The organism is Maribacter spongiicola (assembly GCF_052119685.1).
GTDB classification, from domain to species: domain Bacteria; phylum Bacteroidota; class Bacteroidia; order Flavobacteriales; family Flavobacteriaceae; genus Maribacter; species Maribacter spongiicola_A.
On record NZ_JBGQOO010000002.1, the window covers coordinates 140,697 to 165,751 of the forward strand.

20 protein-coding genes are annotated in these 25,055 nt (G+C 35.6%); 12 read left to right on the forward strand and 8 right to left on the reverse strand.

Annotated features, from left to right (window positions below):
• Window position 1 precedes the first annotated feature (1 nt).
• The 3 genes from ACEN2N_RS04780 to ACEN2N_RS04790 are packed head-to-tail and all read left to right on the forward strand — an operon-like array spanning window position 2 to window position 3,789.
• A complete protein-coding gene (locus ACEN2N_RS04780; protein WP_441823254.1) occupies window positions 2-868 on the forward strand; it encodes a nucleoside phosphorylase in 867 nt (288 codons plus the stop codon).
• 55 nt (window positions 869-923) lie between these two features.
• Window positions 924-2,957 carry a polyphosphate kinase 1 gene (gene ppk1, locus ACEN2N_RS04785; protein ID WP_441823255.1) on the forward strand — a complete coding sequence of 678 codons (2,034 nt, stop codon included), beginning with the start codon at window positions 924-926 and terminating at the stop codon, window positions 2,955-2,957.
• On the forward strand, window positions 2,944-3,789 hold the full coding sequence (locus ACEN2N_RS04790; protein WP_441823256.1) for a substrate-binding domain-containing protein: 846 nt from the start codon (window positions 2,944-2,946) through the stop codon (window positions 3,787-3,789). The genes ppk1 and ACEN2N_RS04790 overlap by 14 nt, the downstream gene beginning before the upstream one ends.
• A gap of 1 nt (window position 3,790) precedes the next feature.
• On the opposite strand, the gene ACEN2N_RS04795 is transcribed toward ACEN2N_RS04790, so the two are convergent.
• Window positions 3,791-4,219, reverse strand: coding sequence for a response regulator (locus tag ACEN2N_RS04795; RefSeq protein WP_441823257.1), 429 nt, complete (start codon window positions 4,217-4,219; stop codon window positions 3,791-3,793).
• Between the two features lie 79 nt (window positions 4,220-4,298).
• Complete coding sequence (gene ung / locus ACEN2N_RS04800; protein ID WP_441823258.1) at window positions 4,299-4,964, reverse strand: uracil-DNA glycosylase; 666 nt, start codon at window positions 4,962-4,964, stop codon at window positions 4,299-4,301.
• Window positions 4,965-5,159: 195 nt separating this feature from the next.
• Between ung and ACEN2N_RS04805 the strand changes: the two genes are divergently transcribed.
• From ACEN2N_RS04805 to ACEN2N_RS04815, 3 genes are all read left to right on the forward strand, one after another.
• On the forward strand, window positions 5,160-7,331 hold the full coding sequence (locus ACEN2N_RS04805; protein WP_441823259.1) for an endonuclease MutS2: 2,172 nt from the start codon (window positions 5,160-5,162) through the stop codon (window positions 7,329-7,331).
• A gap of 158 nt (window positions 7,332-7,489) precedes the next feature.
• Window positions 7,490-7,894 (forward strand): thiol-disulfide oxidoreductase DCC family protein, encoded by a 405-nt coding sequence (locus ACEN2N_RS04810; RefSeq protein ID WP_441823260.1) that lies wholly within the window; start codon window positions 7,490-7,492, stop codon window positions 7,892-7,894.
• Between the two features lie 133 nt (window positions 7,895-8,027).
• Window positions 8,028-9,140, forward strand: coding sequence for a DUF748 domain-containing protein (locus tag ACEN2N_RS04815; RefSeq protein ID WP_441823261.1), 1,113 nt, complete (start codon window positions 8,028-8,030; stop codon window positions 9,138-9,140).
• A gap of 14 nt (window positions 9,141-9,154) precedes the next feature.
• Here ACEN2N_RS04815 and ACEN2N_RS04820 read toward each other — a convergent pair whose 3' ends face one another.
• Window positions 9,155-10,465, reverse strand: a complete 1,311-nt coding sequence (locus tag ACEN2N_RS04820) for a dicarboxylate/amino acid:cation symporter (protein WP_441823262.1) — start codon at window positions 10,463-10,465, stop codon at window positions 9,155-9,157.
• A gap of 61 nt (window positions 10,466-10,526) precedes the next feature.
• Entirely contained in the window at window positions 10,527-11,591 is a 1,065-nt protein-coding gene (aroC, locus tag ACEN2N_RS04825) for a chorismate synthase (protein WP_441823263.1), read from the reverse strand.
• Between the two features lie 228 nt (window positions 11,592-11,819).
• On the opposite strand from aroC, the gene ACEN2N_RS04830 reads away from it, so the two are divergent.
• Window positions 11,820-12,689, forward strand: a complete 870-nt coding sequence (locus tag ACEN2N_RS04830) for a UDP-2,3-diacylglucosamine diphosphatase (protein WP_441823264.1) — start codon at window positions 11,820-11,822, stop codon at window positions 12,687-12,689.
• Here ACEN2N_RS04830 and ACEN2N_RS04835 read toward each other — a convergent pair.
• Window positions 12,686-15,604 (reverse strand): FAD-binding and (Fe-S)-binding domain-containing protein, encoded by a 2,919-nt coding sequence (locus tag ACEN2N_RS04835; protein WP_441823265.1) that lies wholly within the window; start codon window positions 15,602-15,604, stop codon window positions 12,686-12,688. The genes ACEN2N_RS04830 and ACEN2N_RS04835 overlap by 4 nt on opposite strands.
• A 90-nt stretch (window positions 15,605-15,694) precedes the next feature.
• Between ACEN2N_RS04835 and ACEN2N_RS04840 the strand changes: the two genes are divergently transcribed.
• Window positions 15,695-16,174, forward strand: coding sequence for a hypothetical protein (locus tag ACEN2N_RS04840; RefSeq protein ID WP_424000263.1), 480 nt, complete (start codon window positions 15,695-15,697; stop codon window positions 16,172-16,174).
• A gap of 103 nt (window positions 16,175-16,277) precedes the next feature.
• Complete coding sequence (locus tag ACEN2N_RS04845; protein WP_424000265.1) at window positions 16,278-17,396, forward strand: redoxin domain-containing protein; 1,119 nt, start codon at window positions 16,278-16,280, stop codon at window positions 17,394-17,396.
• Between the two features lie 75 nt (window positions 17,397-17,471).
• Here the strand turns inward: ACEN2N_RS04845 and ACEN2N_RS04850 are convergent, their stop codons facing one another.
• Both ACEN2N_RS04850 and ACEN2N_RS04855 read right to left on the reverse strand, forming a co-directional pair.
• A complete protein-coding gene (locus ACEN2N_RS04850; protein ID WP_441823266.1) occupies window positions 17,472-19,130 on the reverse strand; it encodes a hypothetical protein in 1,659 nt (552 codons plus the stop codon).
• A 125-nt stretch (window positions 19,131-19,255) separates the two neighbouring features.
• A complete protein-coding gene (locus ACEN2N_RS04855) occupies window positions 19,256-19,906 on the reverse strand; it encodes a rhomboid family intramembrane serine protease (protein WP_441823267.1) in 651 nt (216 codons plus the stop codon).
• Window positions 19,907-19,920: 14 nt separating this feature from the next.
• Between ACEN2N_RS04855 and ACEN2N_RS04860 the strand changes: the two genes are divergently transcribed.
• On the forward strand, window positions 19,921-20,859 hold the full coding sequence (locus ACEN2N_RS04860; RefSeq protein WP_441823268.1) for a lysophospholipid acyltransferase family protein: 939 nt from the start codon (window positions 19,921-19,923) through the stop codon (window positions 20,857-20,859).
• 69 nt (window positions 20,860-20,928) lie between these two features.
• Here ACEN2N_RS04860 and glmM read toward each other — a convergent pair whose 3' ends face one another.
• Entirely contained in the window at window positions 20,929-22,317 is a 1,389-nt protein-coding gene (gene glmM / locus ACEN2N_RS04865) for a phosphoglucosamine mutase (protein ID WP_441823269.1), read from the reverse strand.
• A gap of 96 nt (window positions 22,318-22,413) precedes the next feature.
• Between glmM and ACEN2N_RS04870 the strand changes: the two genes are divergently transcribed.
• Together ACEN2N_RS04870 and ggt are read left to right on the forward strand one after the other, a co-directional pair.
• On the forward strand, window positions 22,414-23,004 hold the full coding sequence (locus tag ACEN2N_RS04870) for an ACP phosphodiesterase (RefSeq protein WP_441823270.1): 591 nt from the start codon (window positions 22,414-22,416) through the stop codon (window positions 23,002-23,004).
• A gap of 332 nt (window positions 23,005-23,336) precedes the next feature.
• The gene (ggt, locus tag ACEN2N_RS04875) at window positions 23,337-25,028 is read left to right on the forward strand and encodes a gamma-glutamyltransferase (protein WP_441823271.1); all 1,692 of its coding nucleotides are present in this window, start codon (window positions 23,337-23,339) and stop codon (window positions 25,026-25,028) included.
• Window positions 25,029-25,055: the final 27 nt, after the last annotated feature.

The window sequence follows — 25,055 nt, forward strand, 5'->3', positions numbered from 1 at the left end:
CATGCAACTAAAGCCTGCTGAGCTTATCATCAACGAAGATGGTAGTATCTACCATCTTAATTTATTACCAGAAGATATTGCAACTACCATAATTACCGTTGGCGATCCAGATAGGGTAAGTCAAGTGTCTCGTCATTTCGATACTATTGAGGTAAAAAAAGGTAAACGTGAATTTCATACCCATACCGGTCATTTGAACGGTAAGCGTATCTCTGTAATTTCTACAGGTATTGGCACAGATAATATCGATATTGTCTTAAACGAATTAGATGCACTGGTAAATATTGATTTAAAGACTAGAACACTTAAGGCGAATCATACTTCTTTAAATATTATAAGAATAGGTACAACCGGTGCCATTCAACCTGATATTCCTGTTGACACGTTTTTGATCAGTAAATATTCTATTGGTTTTGACGGACTTTTACATTTCTACGAGCATGATAAAATCAACTTTCCTGAAATAGAAGATGAATTTATAGCACATACTTCTTGGGATGCTTTCAAAGCAAGACCATATGTGCTCTCGTACTCTGAAAAACTAGGTGAATCGTTTTTTGATAATCGTATACGATTAGGCTTTACAGCAACAAATACCGGCTTTTACGGTCCACAGCAGCGTCAATTGAGAATAAAGCCTAGCCAAATGGAATTGATGGAGAAATTATCTACATTCAGTTACAAGGACTTAAAATTGACCAATCTTGAGATGGAAACTTCGGGTATTTATGCACTTGCACAGCTATTAGGTCATGAAGCAGTATCGTTAAATTGTATTGTAGCAAATAGATCTACTGGCGAATTTTCTGCTACACCTACCGAATCTGTCGATAGGCTTATTGAATTATGCTTGAAAAAATTGGCTTAACAAACATTTATCACTTTCTTACCCTGGTACTTCTTATTTTTACTGAAATTTTAGCATGAAAAAAGAAAACTTAAAGCATAGAGATATTAATTGGCTCTACTTTAATGAACGTGTTTTACTTGAAGCTGAAAATAAGGATACCCCTTTATTAGAAAGATTAAAATTCCTGGCGATTTTCTCCTCAAACCTAGATGAATTCTTCAAGGTACGCGTATCGCAATTGCGTCAAATTAAACAGTTAGATAAGAAATTTCGCAAAAAACTAATGTTTAAAGCGAATAGCACGTTACAGCATATTCTAAAAACAATCAATGAACACCAAATTCAATTCGGAAAAGTAATTGCAAGCACTTTAGCTGAACTTGAAGACCACAGTATCTTTTTTCGGAATACGTCAAATTTTACACAAGAACAAAAACAATTTTTAGCAACGGCATTCGATGAAACGATAGAAGCATCTTGCGCCATACACCAAATAGAAGATGAATTAAGAGACGGCGCCCTATATTTAGCGGTTACACATCCTAATCATTCTTACAATATTGTTAAAATACCTACTGATCAAGAGCGGTTTATACGTTTACCTGGCGACGGACATCAGTTTACATTTATAGATGATGTTATTAAGCTCAATATTCAAAAACTACTGCCCAACAGAGAAGTTATTGATTGTTATTCAATTAAATTATCTAGAGATGCCGAGCTATATTTAGAAGACGACTATTCTAATATTGAATTGGTAGAGAAAATATATAATTCTTTAGACAAACGATTATCAGGCCAAGCGACGAGATTACTTTACGACGAATCGATGCCAAATTGGCTCATCGATGCCCTTAAAAATGACTTTAAACTGGGTAGTGTCGATTTATCACCTGGTGGTACCTATCACAATTTATCTGATTTCTTTTCTTTTCCGCTTCCTGAAGGTACTGAACATTTGCAATACCAAGCTAAACCGGCACTATTACATAAAGAATTATCAAGTAGCGAGAATATATTTGACAGTATCGCTAAAAAAGACCAATTGGTACATTTTCCATATCAAGATTTTAAAGTGGTTGAAGATTTTCTTACCGCAGCGGCTACAGATTTTCAAGTAAACGCCATTAAAATGACGATTTACCGTATTGCAAAATCTTCTTCACTGGCAGATGCCATTCTAACAGCCTTAGATAATAATATACAAGTTACCCTATTTGTTGAAGCCCAAGCCCGTTTCGATGAAGCCAACAATATTAAATGGGGGCGCATTTTTGAAGATAAAGGTGCAAAAGTAATTTTTAGTATTCCGCAAGTTAAGGTGCATTCTAAAATTGCCATGGTTTATCGCAATGAAGATGATAAAGTAAAACGATATGCTTATATAGGTACGGGTAATTTTAATGCCAAAACATCAAAAATATATTGCGATCACGGACTCTTTACTGCTGATAAAAAAATAACTAAAGATTTAGGTCAAGTATTTCAAGTTTTGGAGCGAAAAATAATCGTACCGAAACTAAAACGATTAATGGTTTCTCCTTTTACCACCAGAATTACATTCTTAAACCTCATTCAAAACGAAATCAATGCTGCTCGTGAAGGTAAAAAAGCTGCCATTACAGCAAAAATGAACAGTCTTGAAGACTCTGATATGATTAGAGCTTTATACAGAGCTGTTAATGCAGGTGTAAATGTTCGCCTTATAGTTAGAGGCTTTTGTTGCTATTTAACTGCTAATGAACACCCTACTGATGGCATGAAAGATAATATTTACATTACCAGTATTGTGGATCGCTATTTGGAACATGGTAGAATATACCTTTTCGAAAATGGAGGAAATGAATTAATGTACATCGGTTCTGCTGATTGGATGACGCGTAACTTAGATAGGCGAATTGAAGTATTGACGCCTATTTTAGACCCTGATATTTTTGATGAGCTAAAACATATTTTGACTTTACAGCTTAATGATAACCAAAAGGCCCGTGTTTTAGATGTGGAAAACTCCAATAAAAGGGTAGAGCAAACTGCTAATCAAGAAAAAATACGCTCTCAATATGCCATTTACGATTACCTTAAAAATAAATTAGATGAAAACTGTTAAGATTATTGGTGTACCAGAACATTTTAATCTTCCTTGGCACTTAGCTATTGAGGAAGGTGCTTTTGAAGAAAGAGGTATCAACTTAGAATGGACAGAAGTTCCTGAAGGTACAGGTAGAATGAGCGAAATGCTTAAAAACAAAGAAACCGACCTTGCTATAATCTTAACTGAAGGAATCGTAAAAAGTATTACCGAAGGTAATCAGGTTAAAATTATTCAAGAATACATTGCTTCTCCGCTTTTATGGGGAATTCATGTTGACGCGAATAGTTCATATACCTCTTTGAGCGATTTAAAGGGCACTACTGCGGCAATAAGCAGATTTGGTAGCGGTAGCCACCTCATGTCTTATGTTCAAGCAACAGAAATGGGCTGGGACACTGAAAATTTAAAATTCGATTTAGTAAATAATTTAGACGGAGCCGTTGAAGGGTTGTCTTCCGGTAGTGCCGACTATTTTATGTGGGAGCGTTTTACTACAAAGCCTCTTGTAGATAGTGGTGTATTTAGGCATTTAGGTAACTGCCCTACGCCATGGCCGTGTTTTGTATTGGTAGGAACAAAAGATTTTTTAAAGGAAAACGAGGGAGTTTTGAACCATATACTTGAAGTCATAAATATGTATACGGCTGAATTTAAACAAATTCCACGTATTGATTCTACTTTAGCAAATAGGTATAATCAAAAATTAGAAGATATTCAAGAATGGCTACAACTGACAGAATGGAGCCAGAAACAACTACCAGAACATATGTTGATTAAAGTTCAACATACCCTGAAGGAATTGACTTTAATAGAAAAATCAATTCCGATATCCGATATTCTTAGATGATTTAAATAGTAGCTAAACTGTAATGCTTTTGAATTAACGCTTTAAACGTTTCATCAGATAGAGGTTTTTGGGCAAAATCGGCAATATATTCATTGGCGATAGCACGTTCTTTATCCTCTTTGTTATCACTAATCGTAACAAGAACAATCGTAATCTGTTCCTTTAGTTTTTTAGGAACCAATTCTTCATAAGCATTCATAAACTGCCACCCGTCCATAACTGGCATTCTTAAGTCTAACATGACCATACATGGTAATTCTAAATTCTCTTGACCTTTGCCTAGAATAAAGTCAATAGCTTCTTGACCGTTAAGGGCAGAATTAATATTCACATCCATGTCTAATTTATTGATAAAGATGGAATGTAAGAAGTTGCTCGCATCATCATCGTCTACCAATAAAATAGTATTTAACCTTTCTAAGTTATTCATTTGAGTTGTTATTTAAATTATTACCTACTACTGTGCACCAAAGCACTATTTAAATTTATAGCTTTAATAAGTATCTAACTTACCATACTATAATTTTATTGCCTAAATCTTCTAAAATTTTATTACAAGATGAAAAATGTTTGTTTCCGAACCAATATCCTCGATTGGCACTTAACGGAGAAGGATGTCCAGAGGTCAATAAATAATGCTTATTCGCATCAATAAGTTTTGCTTTTTTCTTGGCATAACCGCCCCAAAGCATAAAAATTATTTGTTCTCTATTTTTAGATAGTTTTGAGATCACCGTATCGGTAAATACCTCCCAACCTTGTTTTTGGTGACTACCAGGTTCATGAGCCCTAACAGTAAGTGTAGCGTTTAGTAGCAATACGCCTTGTGCTGCCCATCGCTCGAGATTACCACTCTCTGGATAACTGATACTTAAATCTGTCTCTATTTCTTTAAAAATATTAATTAATGAAGGTGGATGCTTAATACCGTCTTTTACCGAAAAACATAAACCATTTGCTTGATCAGGACCATGATAGGGGTCTTGACCTATAATCACGACTTTTACATTTTCAAAACTACATTTATCGAATGCAGAAAAAATATCCGTAGTATTCGGATAACAGGTATGCTGTTCATATTCCTGCGTCACAAACGACATTAAATTCTTAAAATAGGGTTTAAAAAGTTCGCCTTTTAATTGTTTTTCCCAACCTGTATTCAAACTGATATTCATTATTCTCCCTTAAATATTTGACCTTCTCAAAGTTAAGATTTCATCAGCTTTAAGCAATGGTTAGTTCAGTTATCTAAACATAATTTTTTCTATAGTTGTACTCCTTTTAACTAGTAAGGAATAATTATCTAAGCCAATCTGCCCCTATTACAATTCATTGTCAATGCGTACCTTTGTAGCTTATTAAAGCATAACGTGGCTAACATACATTCCAAAACATTACAAGACTTAGAATTTCCATCTGTATTAAAGCAAGTATCTGCTCGTTGTAATACCGAATTAGGCAAGGAGGCAGCCTTGGAAATTGCCCCTTTTATAACCGAAGAAGTTATAAAAATCGAATTGGGAAAAACGGCGGAGTATCTTTCGTCGTTAATTAGTGAAAACCGGATTCCCAATCACGGTTTCGACAGCATAAATAATGATTTAAAGCTGCTCAAAATTGAGAACACGACTTTAGAACTACAAGGATTTAAAAGAATTGCCGGTATTTGCATTACTGTTGAGCAACATCAGAAATTCTTTAAAAAATTCAAGGAATATTATCCTTTATTTTTTGAATTTGCCTTAAAACTTGAACCAAACAATCAAATTCCGATTTTAATCAATGATGTTATTGATCGTTTCGGTGAAGTGAAAGACAATGCATCTGATCAATTATTTTCAATAAGAAGACAAATTAATCTGGTACGTGGAAAGATCAGCCAAAGTTTTGGAACTGCCCTAAACACCTATAATTCTTCTGATTACCTAGATGAAATTAGAGAATCTGTTGTAGAAAATAGACGTGTATTAGCAGTTAAGGCAATGTATCGCAAAAAAGTAAAAGGTGCCGTAATGGGAACCTCAAAGACCGGAAGCATAGTTTATATCGAACCCGAAGCTGCATTAAAATATAGTCGTGAGCTTAATAATTTGGAATTTGAAGAGAAGGAAGAAGTTCAGCGCATTCTTAAGCAATTAACGAGCCAAATAAGACCATTTAGAGCTCTTTTAAGCGACTATCAAGTTTATTTGACGCAAGTAGATGTTATTGCAGCCAAAGCAAAGCACGCGGAAGATATCAATGCTCTGTTACCGAATATAAATTTAAACAACAGATTATATCTACGAGATGCCTACCACCCGCTATTATTTTTAAATAATAAGCGAAAGGGCGAAAAAACGTATCCACAAACCATTGAACTACACTCGGAGAATAGGATTATTGTGATATCCGGACCCAATGCAGGTGGTAAAAGTATTACGCTTAAAACGATTGGGTTACTTCAAGTAATGCTTCAAAGTGGCATGTTGATACCCGTTCACGAAAGAAGTGAGGTTTGTTTCTTTAAGAAGATTTTGACGGACATCGGAGACAACCAAAGCATTGAAAATCATTTAAGTACGTATAGTTACCGCTTAAAAAACATGAACCAATTTCTAAAGCGTTGCGATGGCGAAACTTTATTCTTAATTGATGAATTCGGTACCGGCAGTGATCCGGAATTAGGTGGTGCTTTGGCAGAGGCATTTTTAGAAGTCTTTTATGAGCGTGGTTCTTATGGCGTAATTACGACACACTATGCCAATTTAAAAGCACTTGCCAACGAATTACCACATGTTACGAATGCAAATATGCTATTCGACGGAAAAACATTAGAGCCTACTTTTCAATTGATTTTAGGGCAAGCTGGTAGTTCTTTCACTTTTGAAGTTGCGCAAAAGAACGGTATACCCTACTCTCTTATTAATAAAGCAAAGAAAAAAATTGAACGTGGAAAGGTTCGTTTCGATGCAACAATAGCCAAACTACAGAAAGAGCGTAGTAAAATGGCTGAAACAGGTTCTCGACTAAAAGAAGAGGAAATTAGAGCTCGAGAAGAAGGTCAACGCTTAGAAAAGTTAAATGCAAAGGTCAAATCTAAATTAGAGAACTATCAAGAACTCTACGACCATGATCAGCGCATGATACAGTTAGGGAATAAGGTAAATGTCGCGGCAGACAAGTATTTTCAAGATAATAAGAAACGCCCATTGGTTTCAGAACTATTAAGAATCGTTGAAACCGAGAATAGTAAACGAACGAAGAAAACTGCTAACCAAGCAAAAGCTGAAAGGGCTAAAAAAGTAGCCGTTGCGCAAGAAGTTCAACAAGAGGTTAAGGTTATTCGTGAGAAAAAGAAAATTGAAAAGAAGAAAGCAATTTTCAAAGAAAAAAATAAACCTAAACCTGTTTTCAAAATCGGAGATCGTGTTCGAATGCTTGATGGTAAAGCCGTAGGCAGCATAGATTCACTAGAAAAAGGTAAGGCTATAGTTAACTATGGCATTTTTACCACCAACGTAAGTGTAGATCAGTTAGAATTGGTTGAAAGAAAAAAATAATACTGATATTAAGTTAGTTACACAAAATCGTATACGATATAATTACAACTAAAAGTATTGTTATAGATTTTAACTTATGCTTTTTATCAATTATACACTGATAGGATATTATAAAAATGTTGTGAGATGTTGATTAAATATTGTTTTATTTTTGCAATGTGAATTCAAATAAAAAAATCATTCTTTTTGATGGTGTTTGCAACTTATGCAACAACAGTGTTCAATTTGCCATAAAGCGAGATAAAAATGATATTTTTAGATACGCTGCCATTCAAAGTGAAACGGGGAAAAAATTATTGAATGAACGTAATATCGACACTAATGAGGTTGATTCTATTATTCTTATAGAACCGAATATTGCGTACTATACCAAATCTACTGCAGCCCTTGAAATTGGTAAGGATTTGAAAGGACTTAACACCGTATCTACTATTTTAGTATGGTTGCCAGAGTCTTTTAGAAATATCGTATACGATTTTGTTGCAGCAAATAGATATAAGTGGTATGGCAAAAAAGAAGCTTGCATGATACCTACAGCAGAATTAAAGAGCAAATTCATTTAATAATTACTATTGCTCTTCCTTTCCACCAAATTTTAATTCAAAGAAGATTTCTTTTACCTCTAACGATTTCTTGTAGTGTTCGTTAGATTTTTAACATTTACCTTTTACCTGTTTGATAATTTCAAAGTAAACCATGAGCGAGGTTAAGCGTAAAAGATATAAAAAGAAAAGGTATGCATTACCTATAATCCTAATAACACTATTGGTTATTATTAGACTTTCTCTACCCTATTTTATAAAGAATTATGTAAATAATGTTCTTGCAGATATACCCGGCTACTATGGTCAGGTAAAAGACATTGACTTATCTATTATTCGAGGGGCCTACACGATACATGGTATGTACTTGAACACGGTGAAGGCAAATTCTGAAATTCCATTTCTCGATTTTAAAAAAACTGATATTTCTGTAGAATGGAATGCGCTTTTTCATGGTAAAATAGTTAGCGAGATTGAAATGTCGGAACCTACCATTATTTATGTTTTTGAAGACCAACAAGATACAACCGGTCAAGCAAATACAGATGACTGGTCGAAGGCATTAACCGATTTAGTACCCATTGATATTAACCAACTAACAATCAATAATGGAAAATTTGCTTTTTTACAATTACAAGCTGACCCAAATATTGATTTACACTTGGCCAACGTTCAATTATCAGCTTCTAATCTTCGAAATGTAGTGGAAAAATCGAGAACATTACCTTCAAATATACACGCCACAGCAACATCTATAGGCAATGGAAATGTAATTTTAAATGGTGACATGAATTTGGTAAAGGAAATTCCTGACATGGATGTTTCTTTTAGCCTAGAAAATGCCAACGCTATTGCGCTTAATGATTTTACCAACTATTATGCTGGAATCGATTTTGACGAAGGTTCTTTCGATTTATTTGGGGAACTGGCTATTGCCGATGGTTATATGAAAGGTTCATTTAAACCCATACTTAAAAATGCCAAATTAATCGGCAAAGACGATGGATTTCTACAAACGCTATGGGAAGGATTCGTGGGCTTCTTTAAATTTGTTCTAAAAAACCATAAGAAAGATACTCTAGCAACAAAAATTCCGGTAGAAGGCGACCTAAACAATGTCAAAACAAAAATGTGGCCGACAGTTACCAGAATATTTAGAAATGCATGGATTCAAGCTTATAAAGATGTTGTAGATGATGATCTTAATTTTAAAGATGCTACAGATGCAGCCGATAAGTTGAAAGATAAAAAATCTAAAAAAAATTAGGACTTGGTTAAGTCCTAATTTTCCTTTTGTTTATAATTATCATCCCAATTCTTAACTTTTGGATCATGTAATTTTCCTAGAGATTTTGCAACAACCATAGACACAGTTGCATCGCCTGACACGTTGATTACTGTTCTACACATATCTAACGGTCTATCAACAGCAAAAATTAATGCTAACCCCGCCTCAGGAATTCCAGCTTGGGCTAGAACAATGACTAACATAACCATTCCAGCTCCCGGAACTGCCGCACTACCTATTGAAGCCAACGTCGCGGTAACAATAATTCCTAATTGTGCTGATAAGCTCAAATCCATACCAAATGCCTGGGCTATAAAAACAGCCGCAATCGCTTGATATAAACTGGTACCATCCATATTTATGGTTGCACCGATAGGCAATACAAAACTTGTTACTTCTTCATCGACACCTAAATGCTCTTCTACCCTTTCCATGGTTACAGGTAAGGTTGCTGCGCTTGAACTCGTTGAAAATGCTAGTAGTTGAGCTGGCGACATACCTTTCATAAATGCACTTGGAGATGTTTTTGTAAAAACCCATACCATTAGTAAGTACACGCATAACATTAATGATAGGCCTAAAACAACGCAGAAGGCATACCATGCTAGTGCTTTAAATAAATCCAGACTTGGAGATTCTACAATTAACGCCGCTAACAAGGCAAAAACGCCATAAGGTGCAGCTAGCATTATTAAGTCGATTAACTTTAAAATAACTTCATTGAAGCCGTCAAAGAACTTTTTAACGGGACTTGCTTGTTCTTCGGGAATAAGTAGCAATCCGATTCCAAAAAATATAGCAAAAAAGATAACTTGTAACATGTTTCCGTTATCCGAAGCTGCAGCAAAAATATTACTCGGCACCAAATCTTCCAAAGCTTGTAACGGTCCGGCTTCTTGCTGCTTATCTGCCTTATCTTTAATGGCATCAGCATCACCTTTATAATTCTCAACAAGTTCTGTTCTAGTTGCCTCTGTTATCGAAGCACCAGGTTTTACAACGTTTACAACACCTAAACCGATGGTAACCGCTACAACGGTGGTCGCTATATAAATACCAATGGTACGACCGCCCATTTGAGAAAGTTTAGAAATATCCTTTAAATCAGAAACGCCTTTGATTAAAGAACCTAAAATAAGAGGTACTGCAATAAGCTTTAACGAGTTGATGAAAATATTACCGAATGGCTTGATCCAATCTGAAATAAATTTTGGTCCCCAATCTAGCTGAACCATGGCTAAAGCAAATAAAACTCCCGCTAACATTCCTATTAGAATTTGCCAATGCAACTCAAGCTTCCTCATATATAAAGTAGTTTAGGGAAGTAAGATAGTATTTTGCAAGGAAAAGTGCTAAAAACCCAACCTATAATTTAATGGTTCGGTTTAAAAGGGCATAATCTGCCAAAACCAATGCGGTCATTGCTTCTACTATAGGCACAGCTCTTGGCACCACACAAGGATCGTGTCTACCTTTGCCCTGTGTTTTAATGGTATTACCCTCTTTGTCAATAGTTTCGTAGCCTTGAATTACCGTTGCTACCGGCTTAAAAGCAACATTGAAATAGATATCCATTCCGTTACTTATTCCACCTTGAATACCACCACTATAATTACTTTTTGTAGAACCGTCATTATTAAATTGATCGTTGTGTTCGCTACCTTTCATCTTAACCCCTTCAAAACCGCTACCATATTCAAAGCCTTTTACTGCATTTATAGATAACATCGCCTTCCCTAATTCGGCATGGAGCTTATCGAAAACCGGCTCTCCTAAACCAATCGGTACATTTTTAGCTACACAAGTAATTATACCGCCAATGGTATCTCCGTCTTTTTTAATGGATTTGATATATTCCTCCATTTTTGCTGCCATTTCTGGGTCAGGACAACGAACATCATTTGTTTCTGTTAAAGATAAATCTAATTCTGTATAATGTTTGTTCAAACTCATATTACCTACTTGAGATACAAAAGCTTGAATTTCTACTCCTTTCAAAAACTGCTTTGCAATAGCACCTGCCACTACTCTACTTGCCGTTTCTCGTGCAGAACTTCTACCACCACCACGATAATCTCTAAATCCGTATTTTTTATCATACACATAATCTGCATGCGATGGTCTATATGAATCTTTTATATGTCCGTAATCTTGAGATTTTTGATTGGTATTATGAATAGCAAAACCTATTGGCGTTCCCGTAGTTTTTCCTTCAAAAATTCCCGAATAGAACTCTACTTCATCTGGCTCTTTTCGTTGAGTAACAATGGCAGATTGACCTGGTTTACGACGATTAAGATCATGTTGAATGGCTTCGAGATCTAATTCTATTTCTGAGGGACAACCATCTATAACTCCTCCAATTGCTTTTCCGTGAGATTCTCCAAAAGTGCTTACCCTAAATATGTTTCCAAAGGTATTTCCGGCCATAATACGTATGTTCTTAATGATATAATACTGATTGCAAACCTTACAAATCAACTGGCTTCAAAGGTAAATGTTAATCGCTGGAATGAAAAATTTAAAAAGCGCATAATATTAGCTTAACATTACTTATTTGTGATAAAGATTATTTAACCTTATGATTAAAAATTGTTGACCAAGTATATAGTAAGTGCATATACTAATAGGTTTAATTTTGCCATAAAAATTATCCCCTTGAAAAAACGACGTCTTGAAATAGTTGTGCTTTCTGATATTCACTTAGGTTCTTATGCTTGCCATGCAGAAGAATTACTAACATACCTATCTAGTATAGATCCTAAAATATTAATTCTAAATGGTGATATACTTGACGCAAAGAAAATGCGTAACAATTACTTTCCCCCTTCTCATTTAAAAGTAGTTAAGAAGATATTTTCGTTGGCGTCAAAAGGTACCGATGTGCATTATATAACCGGTAACCGCGACGAACCTTTTCGTAAAATTGATGAAATTTATATGGGTGCCATACAAGTTTCTAATCGACTTTCTTTAAAATTGAACGGAAAAAATACCCTTTTTTTTCACGGAGACATTTTCGATTTTTCATTTAGACACTCGCATTGGCTTTTGAATTTTGGTGGAACCGGTTTTGATATGCTTTTAAAACTTGCCAAACTGAAGACAAAAACCCTTCATTTATTCGGAAAAAAGAATAAACCATTCACTAATCCGGAATTGGAATATGGAGAGCGTGATTCACGGCAAATAGCACTTTTTGAAAAAAATGTAGCTAAAATGGCCATTAAACAGCACTTTGACCATGTCATTTGCGGTCATAGTCACGCTCCGAACAAACAAGTCTTTGAAACTAAAAAAGGAGAATGTCTTTACCTAAACTCCGGTGATTGGGTAAAGCATATGACAGCTCTTGAATACTCTTTTAAACGTTGGAAACTTTACCGCTACGAGAATGATAAGCTCGCATCGTTTTATATGGATGAAGATCTTAAATCAATGGACATGAACGAGCTTATGGATACTATAACGCAACGGAAGGAAAGGGAACTAAAGAACCAAAAAGAGATTAACGATCTAACAGACTAGTTTACCAAAGCCTCTTTTAAGATACTTACTGGATGTTTCGCTATTCTTTTAGTACCGTCAAAAATTTGATGTCTACAACTTGTTCCATTAGCGGCGATGATGGTTTCTAGACTAGATTTGTTCACTGCAGGGAATAATTTTAGAGCTCCGATTTTCATGCTTGTCTCATAATGCTCTTCTTCATAACCAAAAGAACCAGCCATACCACAACAACCTGATGCTATAATGGTGACCTTGTAATTTGTAGGTAGATTCAATACATCAAAAGTAACTTTCTGGTTACTCAATGCTTTTTGATGACAGTGATTATGAATTTTAATATCTCTAGCGTCATCTGTAAAATCTGAAGAACTCAAATTCCCATCTGCAATTTCCTTTGCTAGAAACTCTTCAATTAAAAATGAGTTATCGGCTATTTTTTGAGCGGTCTCTTTATCTGATGTCATACGTTTGTATTCATCTCTAAAAGATAAAATTGCTGAAGGCTCTAAACCCAGCACAGGCAAACTTGCATCTGCGAATTTCTTTAATTCTTGTGTATTCTTAATCGCTAGCTTTTGAGCCTGCTTTAAAAAGCCTTTTGAAAAAAATGTTCTCCCACTTTCAGCATAGTACAATTGAACATCGTAGCCAAGTTTTGTCAATAATTCTATAGCATCTTTCCCTACTTCAATATCAAGGTATTTGGTAAATTCATCAATAAATATTACTACTTTTCTCTTTGACTTAATATTTTGACTACCATATTCTTGAAGGTATTTATCGAAATTAAAGCTATAAACTTTAGGTAAACTCCGTTCTTTAGCTACTCCGCTTGTTTTTTTCAACAATCCGCCTAGAAATTTGGAATCATAAATCGCGTTTGTTAAGCCCGAAACCTTACTTCCTAATCCGTTCAACTTGGTATTGTAAGCAAACAATTTTCCTCGTAAAGAATAGCCGTTTGCTTCTTGATATTGATATAAAAACTCTGCTTTTAAAGTGGCTACATCTACGTTACTAGGGCACTCACTTGCACAAGCCTTGCAACTTAAGCAGAGGTCGAATGCTTCTTTAATTTCAGGACTATCAAAACTATTCTTTGCTGTGCTATTTGGGTTCGTCAAAAACTCTCTTAAGGTGTTCGCTCTACCTCTAGTGGTATCCTTTTCATTCTTGGTTGCATGATAACTAGGGCACATACCACCGCTCATATGATGCGTTTTTCTACAATCACCACTACCATTACATTTTTCAGCTGCCTTAAGTATCCCCTCACTATCAGAAAAATCCATCAAGGTCTTAATCTCGGGCTCTTTACGGTCTACTTCGTATCTAAAAGACTTATCCATAGGGTAAGCATCCACAATTTTACCCGGATTGAATATACCTTTCGGGTCAAAATAAGATTTAATTCTTCTTAGAAGTTCATAATTCTTATCTCCGATCATTAATGGTATAAACTCTGCACGAACAATACCATCGCCATGTTCTCCACTAAATGAACCTTTATATTTTTTGGTCAATTTGGCTACATCGGTGGTTATATCTCTAAATAACCCAACATCTGTAGATTTTTTAAGGTTTAGAATAGGTCGTAAATGTAATTCTCCAGCACCTGCATGTGCATAGTACACAGCACTTTGCCCATACCCCTTCATGATTTCAGAAAACTCAGCAATAAAATCTTTTAAATCAGGTAAAGCCACTGCAGTATCTTCTATACAGGCTACCGCCTTCATATCACCCACTATATTCCCTAACAGACCTAAACCTGCTTTACGTAGCTCGATTGCTTTAGGTATTTGATCTCCAAATAATACAGGATTAGCATAACTAAGTCCCGATTGCGCTATTGTCTTTTGCAACGATTCAACAGCCTCTTTCAATTCAGTTTCTGTATGTGCCGACACTTGTAGCATCAACAATGCTGCCGGATCACCCTCTACAAAAAACCGATTCGCCAATTGCGCACGGTTGTTCTTGGTGCAATCTAAGATGACTTTATCCATCATTTCGCACAATTGCAATGGGTGCTCCATCACTGGCACCACATCCATTAAACAATCTTCTAAAGATGTATAATGGGTGACCACCATTGCCGATAAGGCTGGTGGCAAATCATCTAACTGAACTGTAATTTCCGTAGTAAAAGCCAATGTTCCTTCACTCCCACATAGTAATTCTGCCATATTAAAATAAGGCAAATTACCCCCGAATACGTCTGACTTCAATAACTCATCTACAGCATAACCTGTATTTCTTCTATGTATTTCTGGTTTCGGAAAATGCTCTAATATTTCAGAAGCTATCGTTTTATTATCTAGTTCTTTGAATATACTATTATAAAGTGATGCTTCAAGTGTATTTTCTTGCTGTTTTTGTTTGAAATCATCCGCTGTTATTCTTCCAAATTCAACTTCGTTACCGTCTGATAAAATAGTTTTCATCGAAATAACCTTATCTCGCGTTACCCCGTATTGAATCGATGTGGTACCCGATGAATTGTTACCCACCATACCACCGATCATACATCTATTTGAAGTTGATGTATTAGGACCAAAGAACAATCCAAAAGGTTTTAAATATTGATTTAGCTCATCTCTAATAACACCTGGCTGTACAGTTACTTGCTTTTTTTCTTGATCTAGGCTTATGATTTCTGTAAAATGCTTAGATACATCAACTACCAAACCATCGCCTACACATTGCCCTGCCAAAGATGTACCGGCAGTTCTCGGTATTAGTCCGATGCTTTGATCGTTTGCAAACTTTATAATCTTTTTGATATCGTCTACTGACTTCGGAAAAGCAGCTCCTAAAGGTATTTTTCTATATACTGATGCATCTGTAGCATAAATAGTCTTGGTAAGATTATCGAATCGTACATCTCCCTCTATATCTTGTCGTAACTTTAACAGCAAATTATTATCCAACTTAACACAATTTTGATTGCTAAATTAAGTTTTATTGTGTGAGCTACATTACAAATTAGATCATTTTTAATCACAAAAAACAAGAACTATATGAAGATTTTAAAAGGTATTAGCGTATTATTATTTATGGCAACCTGCTCGCTTTCTGCACAAGAAATATCGAATCATGCATTAGGATTACGATTAGGAGATAGCGACGGCTTCGGTGCCGAAATCAGCTATCAAAAATCTCTTACACGCGACACAAGGGTTGAATTTGACTTAGGATGGAGAGACAGTAGAAATTTTAATGCATTTAAAATAGCCGGATTGTACCAATGGGTGCGAACAATTGAAGGGAACTTTCAATGGTACTATGGTGTTGGTGGTGGATTAGGAAATGTTGATTTTCCTGGTGATGACGGCGGACTCTTTGTTTTTGCCGCTGGTGATATAGGTATAGAGTACAATTTTGACATTCCACTAATACTATCTTTAGATTTTAGACCAGAATTAGGAGTTGTAGGTTATGACGGATTCTCTGATAATTTCGATTTTGATATAGGTTTAGGCATTAGATATCAGTTTTAAGCCTAAATAAAACATAATTTCAAAGACCTTTAACCATTGCGTTAGAGGTCTTTTTTTATATCCTATATATAAGTACATTTGCAACTTAACCTAAGTGAAATTTATGAAAAATAGTATTGTAATACTGCTTACAGGTATATTGTTATTTAGCTGTAACTCAAAGCCAGAAAGCTTTACCCTGAATGGTAAGTTAAGAGGAGAAATGACCGATGGCACTCGTGTTTTCTTGAAAAAAATCGGAGAAAACAATCAACCAATGGAAGTAGATACTGCTACCACAACAAATGGTGAGTTTACATTTACCGGAAAATCTGATATACCTGAACTTCATTATATTTTCGTTGAACAATTACCTGGCTATACTGCCGTAATTTTAGAAAACGGAGAAATTCAATTTAGCGCTCAAAGAGATAGTATGGGCTTTGCCGATATTAGTGGAACTTTTCAAAATGACACTTTCGCTGACTACATGGAGCAGTCTAGAGAGATTTCAATGCAAGCACAATCTATTCAAAAAGATAAGCAAAACGCTACTGGCGAGGCTGCATTGGCTTTACAAGACGAAATGAAAGAATTGCAGGAGGAGTATAAAAACTTTGAGCTGGATTATGTGAAAAATCACCCGAAGGCATTAATTTCTGCATTGGTACTAGACAGAGCCCTTGCTACTAAAGCGGTTGACCTTGAAGAAGCCGAAGCAATTTACAAAACTCTATCTGAAGAAATAAAAAATTCTAAACCGGGTAAACAAATTATAGAAAGTATCGAGAAATTAAAAGTTTCAGAAGCTGCTGGTAAAAATTCAAGTATTGGCGCTAAGGCTCCTGACTTCTCTGGACCTAGTGTTGATGGAACTGAACTTGCCTTGAAAGATGTAATGGGAAAAGTTACTTTAATAGATTTTTGGGCAGGATGGTGCAGACCATGTAGAGCTGAGAACCCTAATATCGTTGCTGTATACAACAAATATCATGATAAAGGTCTAAACGTTTTAGGTGTTTCGTTGGATAGAACAGAAGAAGCTTGGAAAAAAGCTATCGCGGAAGATGGATTAGTATGGAATCATATTTCTAACATTGCTTACTTTGATGATCAAATTGCTAAGCTTTATAATGTTGATGCAATACCTGCAGCATTCTTATTGGATGAAAACGGAATTATCGTTGCAAAAAATTTAAGAGGACCAGAACTGGAAGCTAAAGTTGCCGAACTTTTAAACTAAAGATTTCTTTTTAAAATAGAAAAGCCCCAAGGTTGAATATACCTTGGGGCTTTTTTTTAGTTACTTTTTATAAAATTAAAATTTATTATAATAATCATTGAATGTACCGATAATCGACGCTCCATTTGCCTTGCTTACAGTCCCCCAAACAGCTGCTACAGTGCTCTCACCTAAGAACTCTAAGGTTGCACCTTCCTCTAATATCAAATCTCCATAAATAGACATATTACCTTCAATACGAAGTGTAGCCCCTGCTTTGACCACAATATCTCTTTGACGGTTTACCCTGCCAATAACTATGGTGCCGTTCATTTCAAAAACTCCATTTTCGTTTATCGTTAAATCATCCTTTACCGTCCAAGAACCGCATAACAACAATGACCCGTTTATAGTTAAAGAATTAAATCGTTTAGAACCTGAAAAGGCTTGCTCATTACCTTGTTCTACGGTATAGGTTGAACTTCCGCTGAATGAGGCAAGATTCTCGCAACTACTTACCAAACTTTCTGTTGGTCTATTTAATTTTATAATCTGAAAACCAGATTTACCTGATGCTGCAAAAATATAATCTCCTTTTGAAGCTACATAGTTAATTGACCCTGTTAGTTCAATTACCCCAACACCATTTGTACTGTCATCTTTATTCTCAGAAAGACTTAACCCTCCTGCGCCGTTAGCCATTAATAATACATCTTCATTCACTGCAACACCATTCGTTACAATTTCACCTGGCTCGGCATTTTCAGGATTTGTCAATATTGATAAATACTCCATAAAGCTACCAGTAGCAGCATTATAAACACCGGCCCCCTTAGTACCCTCAGAAACTACAATAGTTTCATTTAGAAAGTCTAAAGTACGTTTGGCGTCAACACCAAAATCAGACTCAATATCAATAGATCTTAAGACATTCAAGTTTTGATCTAAAAAGCTTACACCTTGTGCAGCATCTAAAACGGCAATTTCACTACCATTATAAGCTACTGAACGTAAATCTGCAAACGCAGTCTCGTTCAAAGCACTTAAATCGTTTTTATCATATACTACTACGAAGCCATCTTGACCACTTGTTACTACCACATTGTTGTTAATAATACGAACATCTGTAGCATTAAACCCTTCTTGAAAGCCGTAGGTAATGTTAGAAGTATTCATTCTACCACCACTAACTGCGATTTTAGCAACTAATGAGTTTGCCGTAGCAGTAACCGATTGTTCTGAATCAACACCACCGGCAACATAAATATAGCCGTTATCGTAAGCGATTGAATTTAAATCGGCATTGGTGTAATATACCCTTGATGTTACCCTAGGGTTGTTCGGGTCACTAATATCGATTACGTCGATAGCACCTACATAGTCTTGACCTACTGTATTATATGATACATAGCCATAATCACCATCTAGTACAACATGGGTAGCCGCTAGATTTTCACCGTTTGCAAAGGTCGGTGGCGCAATTTGCGCAACTAAAGTAAGCGGATAGTCACCTGCCTGTTCTGCTTTACCGGTTGCATTATAGCGCTTAGCACTAGCAATAGGATCTTCGTAAATATCCAATACTCCTGTGCGTTCAAAACTTACACTATTGTCAAGCTTAGATTGGTCAGTTTCACTAACCAAATTATCTTCAGGGTTTTCAAAAATCGTAGTTTCATCACTACAACTGGCAACAAAAAATGAAGCAGCAATAACCATTAGCCATACTTTTCTGGTAGATAGGGTTGATTTCATTTTAATCGGGGTTTTTGCAATAACGACCCGAGCTCTGCGAATGTTGTCTATATATAGGTAAAAACGATGAAATGCACTTAATTAGGGTGAATTAAACACTTTATTCCAAAAAAAAGGAAATCGATCTAAATCTTACCCATTTTCTCAAGCACCAATAACAGTACAATTGGCAATGCTAATAAACCGACCATAAGTGTTTCTGTCTGCAAAAGACTGGGCATGAACAATAAGGTACAAGCATACCCCCCAATAGCACCCCCAAAATGAGCAGTATGCCCAATATTACCTAGGCGCTTTTTCATTCCATAAATAGAATATAATAAATAACCGATACCAACAACATATGCAGGAACCGGAATTGGAATAAACATAATACCTAACTGCATATTTGGCTGTAAAAGAATTGCAGCATATAATATACCTGTTACAGCACCACTTGCACCAACCGCAGAATAATAGGGTTCGTCTTTATGAAAACTTAAAGCCAACAAGCTACCGCCAATAAGACTTACAGCATAAATGATTAAGAATTGAGTGGTGCCAAACCAATTAATAACTACACCTGCAAAGAAATAAAGGGTAAGCATATTAAACAATAAATGTGAAATATCTACATGCAGAAATCCCGATGTTGCCATGCGCTCTTTTTGACCTGCCTTAATAGCCCCAATACTAAATTTATATCGTTCGAAGAAAGTAGTATCATTGAACCCCTTCAGTGATACTAATACATTTGCAGCAATAATTGCTATGGTCGCTATATCAATGTTGTACATTATCTGCCCTTTATTTGGCGTCAAATATAACTATATTTGCCCATAATTTTTTGAGAATGCAACTATTGGCCTTTGTTTTGATCTATCCATTTTTATGGATTGTTTCCATTTTGCCACATCACCTATTTTATGGTTTATCTGATATTGCCTGTTTCTTTATATATCGTGTATTCGGATATAGAAGAAAAGTGGTACAAGAAAACTTGAATTTGGTCTTTCCAGATAAGTCTACGGATGAAATTCATCGTATTGAAAAGGAATTCTACAAACACCTTTGTGATATGTTTTTAGAAATGGTCAAAACTATGAACCTTAGTAAAGAGACTGTTGCTAAAAAATACCACCTAGTAAATCCTGAAGTTTTACTGGAAATCGAAAAAGAACGAAGTATTATTATTTTATGTGCACATTATGCCAATTGGGAATGGAACGTAAGCATCAATAACTATGTAAACTCTAAAGGATATGCAGTTTATCAAAAAATAAACAACTCTTATTTTGATAATTTCATCAGAAAAACTAGAGCTAGATGGAATACTACTTTAATAACCCAAGCACAAACGGCCAAAACGGTCATTCAGAATTACAGAAATAATGTTCGTGCCACTTACGGTATGGTAAGTGATCAATCACCACAAGCGCATAGAGCGCATTATTGGACAGATTTCATGGGAATAACTGTTCCTATATTCAATGGAGGCGAAGCTTTAGCTCGAAAGACAGGGCTAGCAACAGTATTCTTAAAAGTAAGCAAAGTAAAACGAGGACATTATAATGCGGAATTCATCCCTATTGCCATAAATAGCAAAGAGACCGAAGAACATGAAATCACGGACAAATTCTTAAGACTGACCGAAGAACAAATTCGAGAAAAACCTGAATATTATTTATGGACCCACAAACGTTGGAAACATAGAGGTAAAAAACCTGCAGCTTTTGCTGATGTAAGTTAAAATTATAGAAAATAAAAAACCGGAAGCAGTTAAACTGCTTCCGGTTTTTTTTATCGGCAAATATGATTCTTATAAACCTGCTATAGATTTTATCTCACCAATAATTCTATCTGCTAATCCATCAGCTTCATCCTGACTTTTAGCTTCTGTATAAATTCTTATAATTGGCTCTGTATTCGATTTTCTTAAATGAACCCAGTTTTCTGCAAAATCAATCTTTACACCATCAATAGTAGACAACTCTTCGTTTGCATACTTTTCAGCCATAGATTTTAAAATTCCATCAACATCTAAACCAGGTGTCAACTCAATTTTCTTTTTACTCATAAAATAACTTGGGTAGCTAGCTCTTAATTCAGCCACAGTACCACCTTTTTCTGCCATCAACATTAAAAATAACGCTGTACCTACTAATGAATCTCGACCATAGTGACTTTCTGGATATATGATTCCGCCATTACCTTCACCACCAATAATAGCATTATTAGCCTTCATTTTAGTAACCACGTTTACTTCACCTACTGCAGCAGCTTCATAAGTACCACCATGCTTTTGGGTAATATCGCGTAAAGCACGAGAAGATGATAGGTTAGAAACCGTATTACCTTTTGTTTTACCTAATACATAATCGGCACAAGCAACTAACGTATACTCTTCCCCAAACATTTCACCATCGTTACTAATGAATGCCAAACGGTCAACATCTGGATCTACTACGATACCAAAATCGGCTTTTTCTTTAACCACTAAATCACAGATATCTTTTAAATGCTCTTTTAATGGCTCTGGATTGTGCGGAAAATGACCTGTTGGCTTGCAATACAGCTCTACCACTTCTACCCCGAATTCCTTTAAAAGTTTTGGTATAGCAATTCCACCTGTAGAATTCACTCCATCTACTACTACTTTGAATTTTGCTTTTTTAACTACTTCGGCATCAACCAAAGAAAGGTTTAAAACTTCATCGATATGTATATCTATATAACTATCATTCCTATTTATCACTCCTAAATCATCAACATCAGAAAAATCGAAATCTTCCTTTTCTGCTATTTCAAGAATTTTAGCTCCCTGGGCAGCATCTAAGAATTCTCCTTTTTCATTCAACAACTTTAAAGCATTCCATTGTTTTGGGTTATGACTTGCTGTTAAGATTATACCACCATCGGCATTTTCCATTGGTACAGCAATTTCAACGGTTGGTGTAGTAGACAGATCTAAATCTACCACATCGATACCTAAACCTACTAAAGTAGAAACCACAAGATTCTGAATCATCTCACCAGACAAACGGGCATCGCGACCAATAACAACTTTCAATTTATCTTTTTTAGAATAGTCTTTCAACCAAACCCCGTAAGAAGCCGCAAACTTTACCGCATCAATAGGCGTAAGATTGTCTCCTGGTTTACCTCCAATTGTTCCTCGTATTCCTGAAATAGATTTTATTAGTGTCATATAATCTTAATAAGTTTTTTTGCAAATATAAACGTATCATACTTATCACTATTGCCCTTCTTTGTAAATTCGACTTACCAAGCAATAAATAGTCGAATGAATTTTTTAGCGCATATCTACCTCTCTTTTAATGACAAAGAAATTACCATTGGCAACTTTATTGCTGACAGTATACGCGCCAATAAATTTCAACATTTACCCATAAAAGTTCAAAAAGGGATTAAACTGCATCGTCAGATAGACACGTATACCGATACCCACGTAATACCAAAAATTAGCAGTAAACGACTTCATGAAAATTATAGTCATTACAGCCGAGTTATCGTTGACATCTATTATGATCATTTCTTAGCCAAAAACTGGTCTACATATTCTGAGATTCCTTTGGATGTTTTTGTGGATGACTTCTATGACCTTTTAGAAGACAATTACGAGATATTGCCTATCGGAGTCAAAAAAATGATGCCTTATATGATTTCCGATAATTGGATATATAATTATTCGAAAATGGATGGCATTGCTCGCGTGCTTAACGGTATGAACCGTAGAACGAATAATAAATCTAAAATGAATTTTGCCATTATTGACCTTGAAGAACATTATGATGCTTTTGAAGCAGAGTTTACCGAGTTCTTCGAAGAACTAATTTCGTTCTCTAAACAAAAATTTGATTCACTCACTAAATAGACATGCAATGCTAAGGTCATTTTTAATACATGTTTTTTGTACGCTATATATTCTTTGCGCAAATATGTGCTGCCCAGATGATGACGAACTTAATTACGAAGAATATGACATAACAACATCTGATGCAATCTTTATTTAAGATGAAAAAAAAGTGTTTGAGGTTGGTGACACCCTATGAGGTAAGTCATAATACGAATAAAATAAATTAAATTACACGTAATTATAGGCCAATTGTATATTTCATTTTTTACATTTATTAAAAAAAATTTAAATTAAATATATTAATATCAATATATTAATATAACCAACCTAAACCTTTAATTTAATCACTTATGAACCAAATTAAAATAACACTTTTGTTCGTCGCCTTCATAACTTTAGGCAGTTGTAAAGAGAATCCTGCGGTACCAACAGGTACGGTTACAGATAAAGCGATGGTAGTATCGGCACGTGAAGAAGCTTCAAAAATTGGTAGCGATATCATGCAAAAAGGCGGCAATGCTTTTGATGCAATGGTCGCTACAGAACTTGCTTTAGTTGTTGCCTACCCATTTGCCGGTAATATTGGCGGTGGCGGCTTTATGGTGTATAGAAAAGCTAATGGTGAAGTAGGCTCGCTAGATTATCGTGAAAAAGCTCCATTGTCTGCGCATAAAGATATGTACCTAGATTCTTTAGGTAACGTTATACCGGGCATGAGCACACTAGGTGCTACAGCCGTTGGAGTACCTGGCACCGTCGCCGGTATTATTGAGGTGCACAAAAAATTCGGTTCTCTGCCCCTTGAAGAAATTATGGCACCTGTTATTGCCTTAGCAGAGCGTGGCGTTGTGGTAACCGCAAATCAAGAAAAAAGATTAGCTAGTCAACGCGATAAATTTATAGAGGTTAATGGCGATAGTACCAAATTCGCTACTGTTTATAAAATGAACGATACGATCAAGTATCCTGCTTTAGCAAATACCTTTAGAAGTATCGCAAAAAATGGTAGAGACGGATTCTATAAAGGGGAAGTTGCAAAAAAGCTTGCCGCATTCATTCAAGAGAAAGGTGGCTTTGTTACTGAAGAAGATTTAGAAAAATACCAAGCGGTATGGAGAGATCCTATAAGTTTTAATTATAAAGACCTGCATATTATTTCTATGAGTCCGCCTAGCAGTGGTGGTATTACCATTAATCAAATTTTCAAAATGATGGAAAAATATGATGTTGCAAAACTAGGACACAATTCTCCAAAAATGGTTCAATTGTTTAACGAAGCATCTAGAAGAGCCTATGCAGATAGAAACTACTTTTTAGGTGACCCTGACTTTGTTGAAATACCTTATGACAAATTACTAAGTGATGAATATCTTGCCGAAAGAATGGCAAACTTCTCTTTTGACAAAGCAACAAAATCTTCTGAAGTAGAACATGGCAATATTGAGATTCTTGAAAGTATGGAAACTACCCACTACTCTATTGTTGATCAAGAAGGCAATGCTGTATCGGTAACAACTACACTAAACGGCGCATATGGCTCAAAGTTGTATTCAGATGAGTTAGGCTTCTTCCTAAATAATGAAATGGATGATTTCAGTGCTAAAGCCGGTATACCGAATATGTTCGGTCTTGTTGGTGCCGAAGCAAATAGTATAGCAGCCGAAAAACGAATGTTAAGTAGCATGACCCCAACTATCGTTGAACGCGATGGGAAGTTATGGATGGTTGTCGGCACACCGGGTGGATCTACAATTATTACTGCAGTAGCTCAAACAATTCTAAATGGATATGAGTTTAAAATGAGTATGCAAGATGCTGTTAACGCTCCGCGTTTTCACCATCAATGGCTACCTGACATGGTCATCTTTGAACCAGAGGGCTTTTCATCGACCTTAACCGATGAGCTAAAATCTAAAGGGTATATCATCAATGAAGAAAGAACCCCTATTATAGGCAAAGTAGATGCAATACGTGTTTTATCAAATGGCAAACTTGAAGGTGGTGCCGATAAACGCGGAGATGATGCTGCTGTAGGGTTTTAGGTAAAACTAAATTTGAAATTTAATAGA

What these genes read in the sequence shown, in the direction of transcription:
- ACEN2N_RS04780 (WP_441823254.1), top strand. Translation starts at nt 2, where the DNA reads ATGCAACTAAAGCCTGCTGAGCTTATCATCAACGAAGATGGTAGTATC.
- ppk1 (WP_441823255.1), top strand. Translation starts at nt 924, where the DNA reads ATGAAAAAAGAAAACTTAAAGCATAGAGATATTAATTGGCTCTACTTT.
- ACEN2N_RS04790 (WP_441823256.1), top strand. Translation starts at nt 2,944, where the DNA reads ATGAAAACTGTTAAGATTATTGGTGTACCAGAACATTTTAATCTTCCT.
- ACEN2N_RS04795 (WP_441823257.1), bottom strand. Translation starts at nt 4,219, where the DNA reads ATGAATAACTTAGAAAGGTTAAATACTATTTTATTGGTAGACGATGAT.
- ung (WP_441823258.1), bottom strand. Translation starts at nt 4,964, where the DNA reads ATGAATATCAGTTTGAATACAGGTTGGGAAAAACAATTAAAAGGCGAA.
- ACEN2N_RS04815 (WP_441823261.1), top strand. Translation starts at nt 8,028, where the DNA reads ATGAGCGAGGTTAAGCGTAAAAGATATAAAAAGAAAAGGTATGCATTA.
- ACEN2N_RS04820 (WP_441823262.1), bottom strand. Translation starts at nt 10,465, where the DNA reads ATGAGGAAGCTTGAGTTGCATTGGCAAATTCTAATAGGAATGTTAGCG.
- aroC (WP_441823263.1), bottom strand. Translation starts at nt 11,591, where the DNA reads ATGGCCGGAAATACCTTTGGAAACATATTTAGGGTAAGCACTTTTGGA.
- ACEN2N_RS04840 (WP_424000263.1), top strand. Translation starts at nt 15,695, where the DNA reads ATGAAGATTTTAAAAGGTATTAGCGTATTATTATTTATGGCAACCTGC.
- ACEN2N_RS04845 (WP_424000265.1), top strand. Translation starts at nt 16,278, where the DNA reads ATGAAAAATAGTATTGTAATACTGCTTACAGGTATATTGTTATTTAGC.
- ACEN2N_RS04850 (WP_441823266.1), bottom strand. Translation starts at nt 19,130, where the DNA reads ATGAAATCAACCCTATCTACCAGAAAAGTATGGCTAATGGTTATTGCT.
- ACEN2N_RS04855 (WP_441823267.1), bottom strand. Translation starts at nt 19,906, where the DNA reads ATGTACAACATTGATATAGCGACCATAGCAATTATTGCTGCAAATGTA.
- glmM (WP_441823269.1), bottom strand. Translation starts at nt 22,317, where the DNA reads ATGACACTAATAAAATCTATTTCAGGAATACGAGGAACAATTGGAGGT.
- ACEN2N_RS04870 (WP_441823270.1), top strand. Translation starts at nt 22,414, where the DNA reads ATGAATTTTTTAGCGCATATCTACCTCTCTTTTAATGACAAAGAAATT.
- ggt (WP_441823271.1), top strand. Translation starts at nt 23,337, where the DNA reads ATGAACCAAATTAAAATAACACTTTTGTTCGTCGCCTTCATAACTTTA.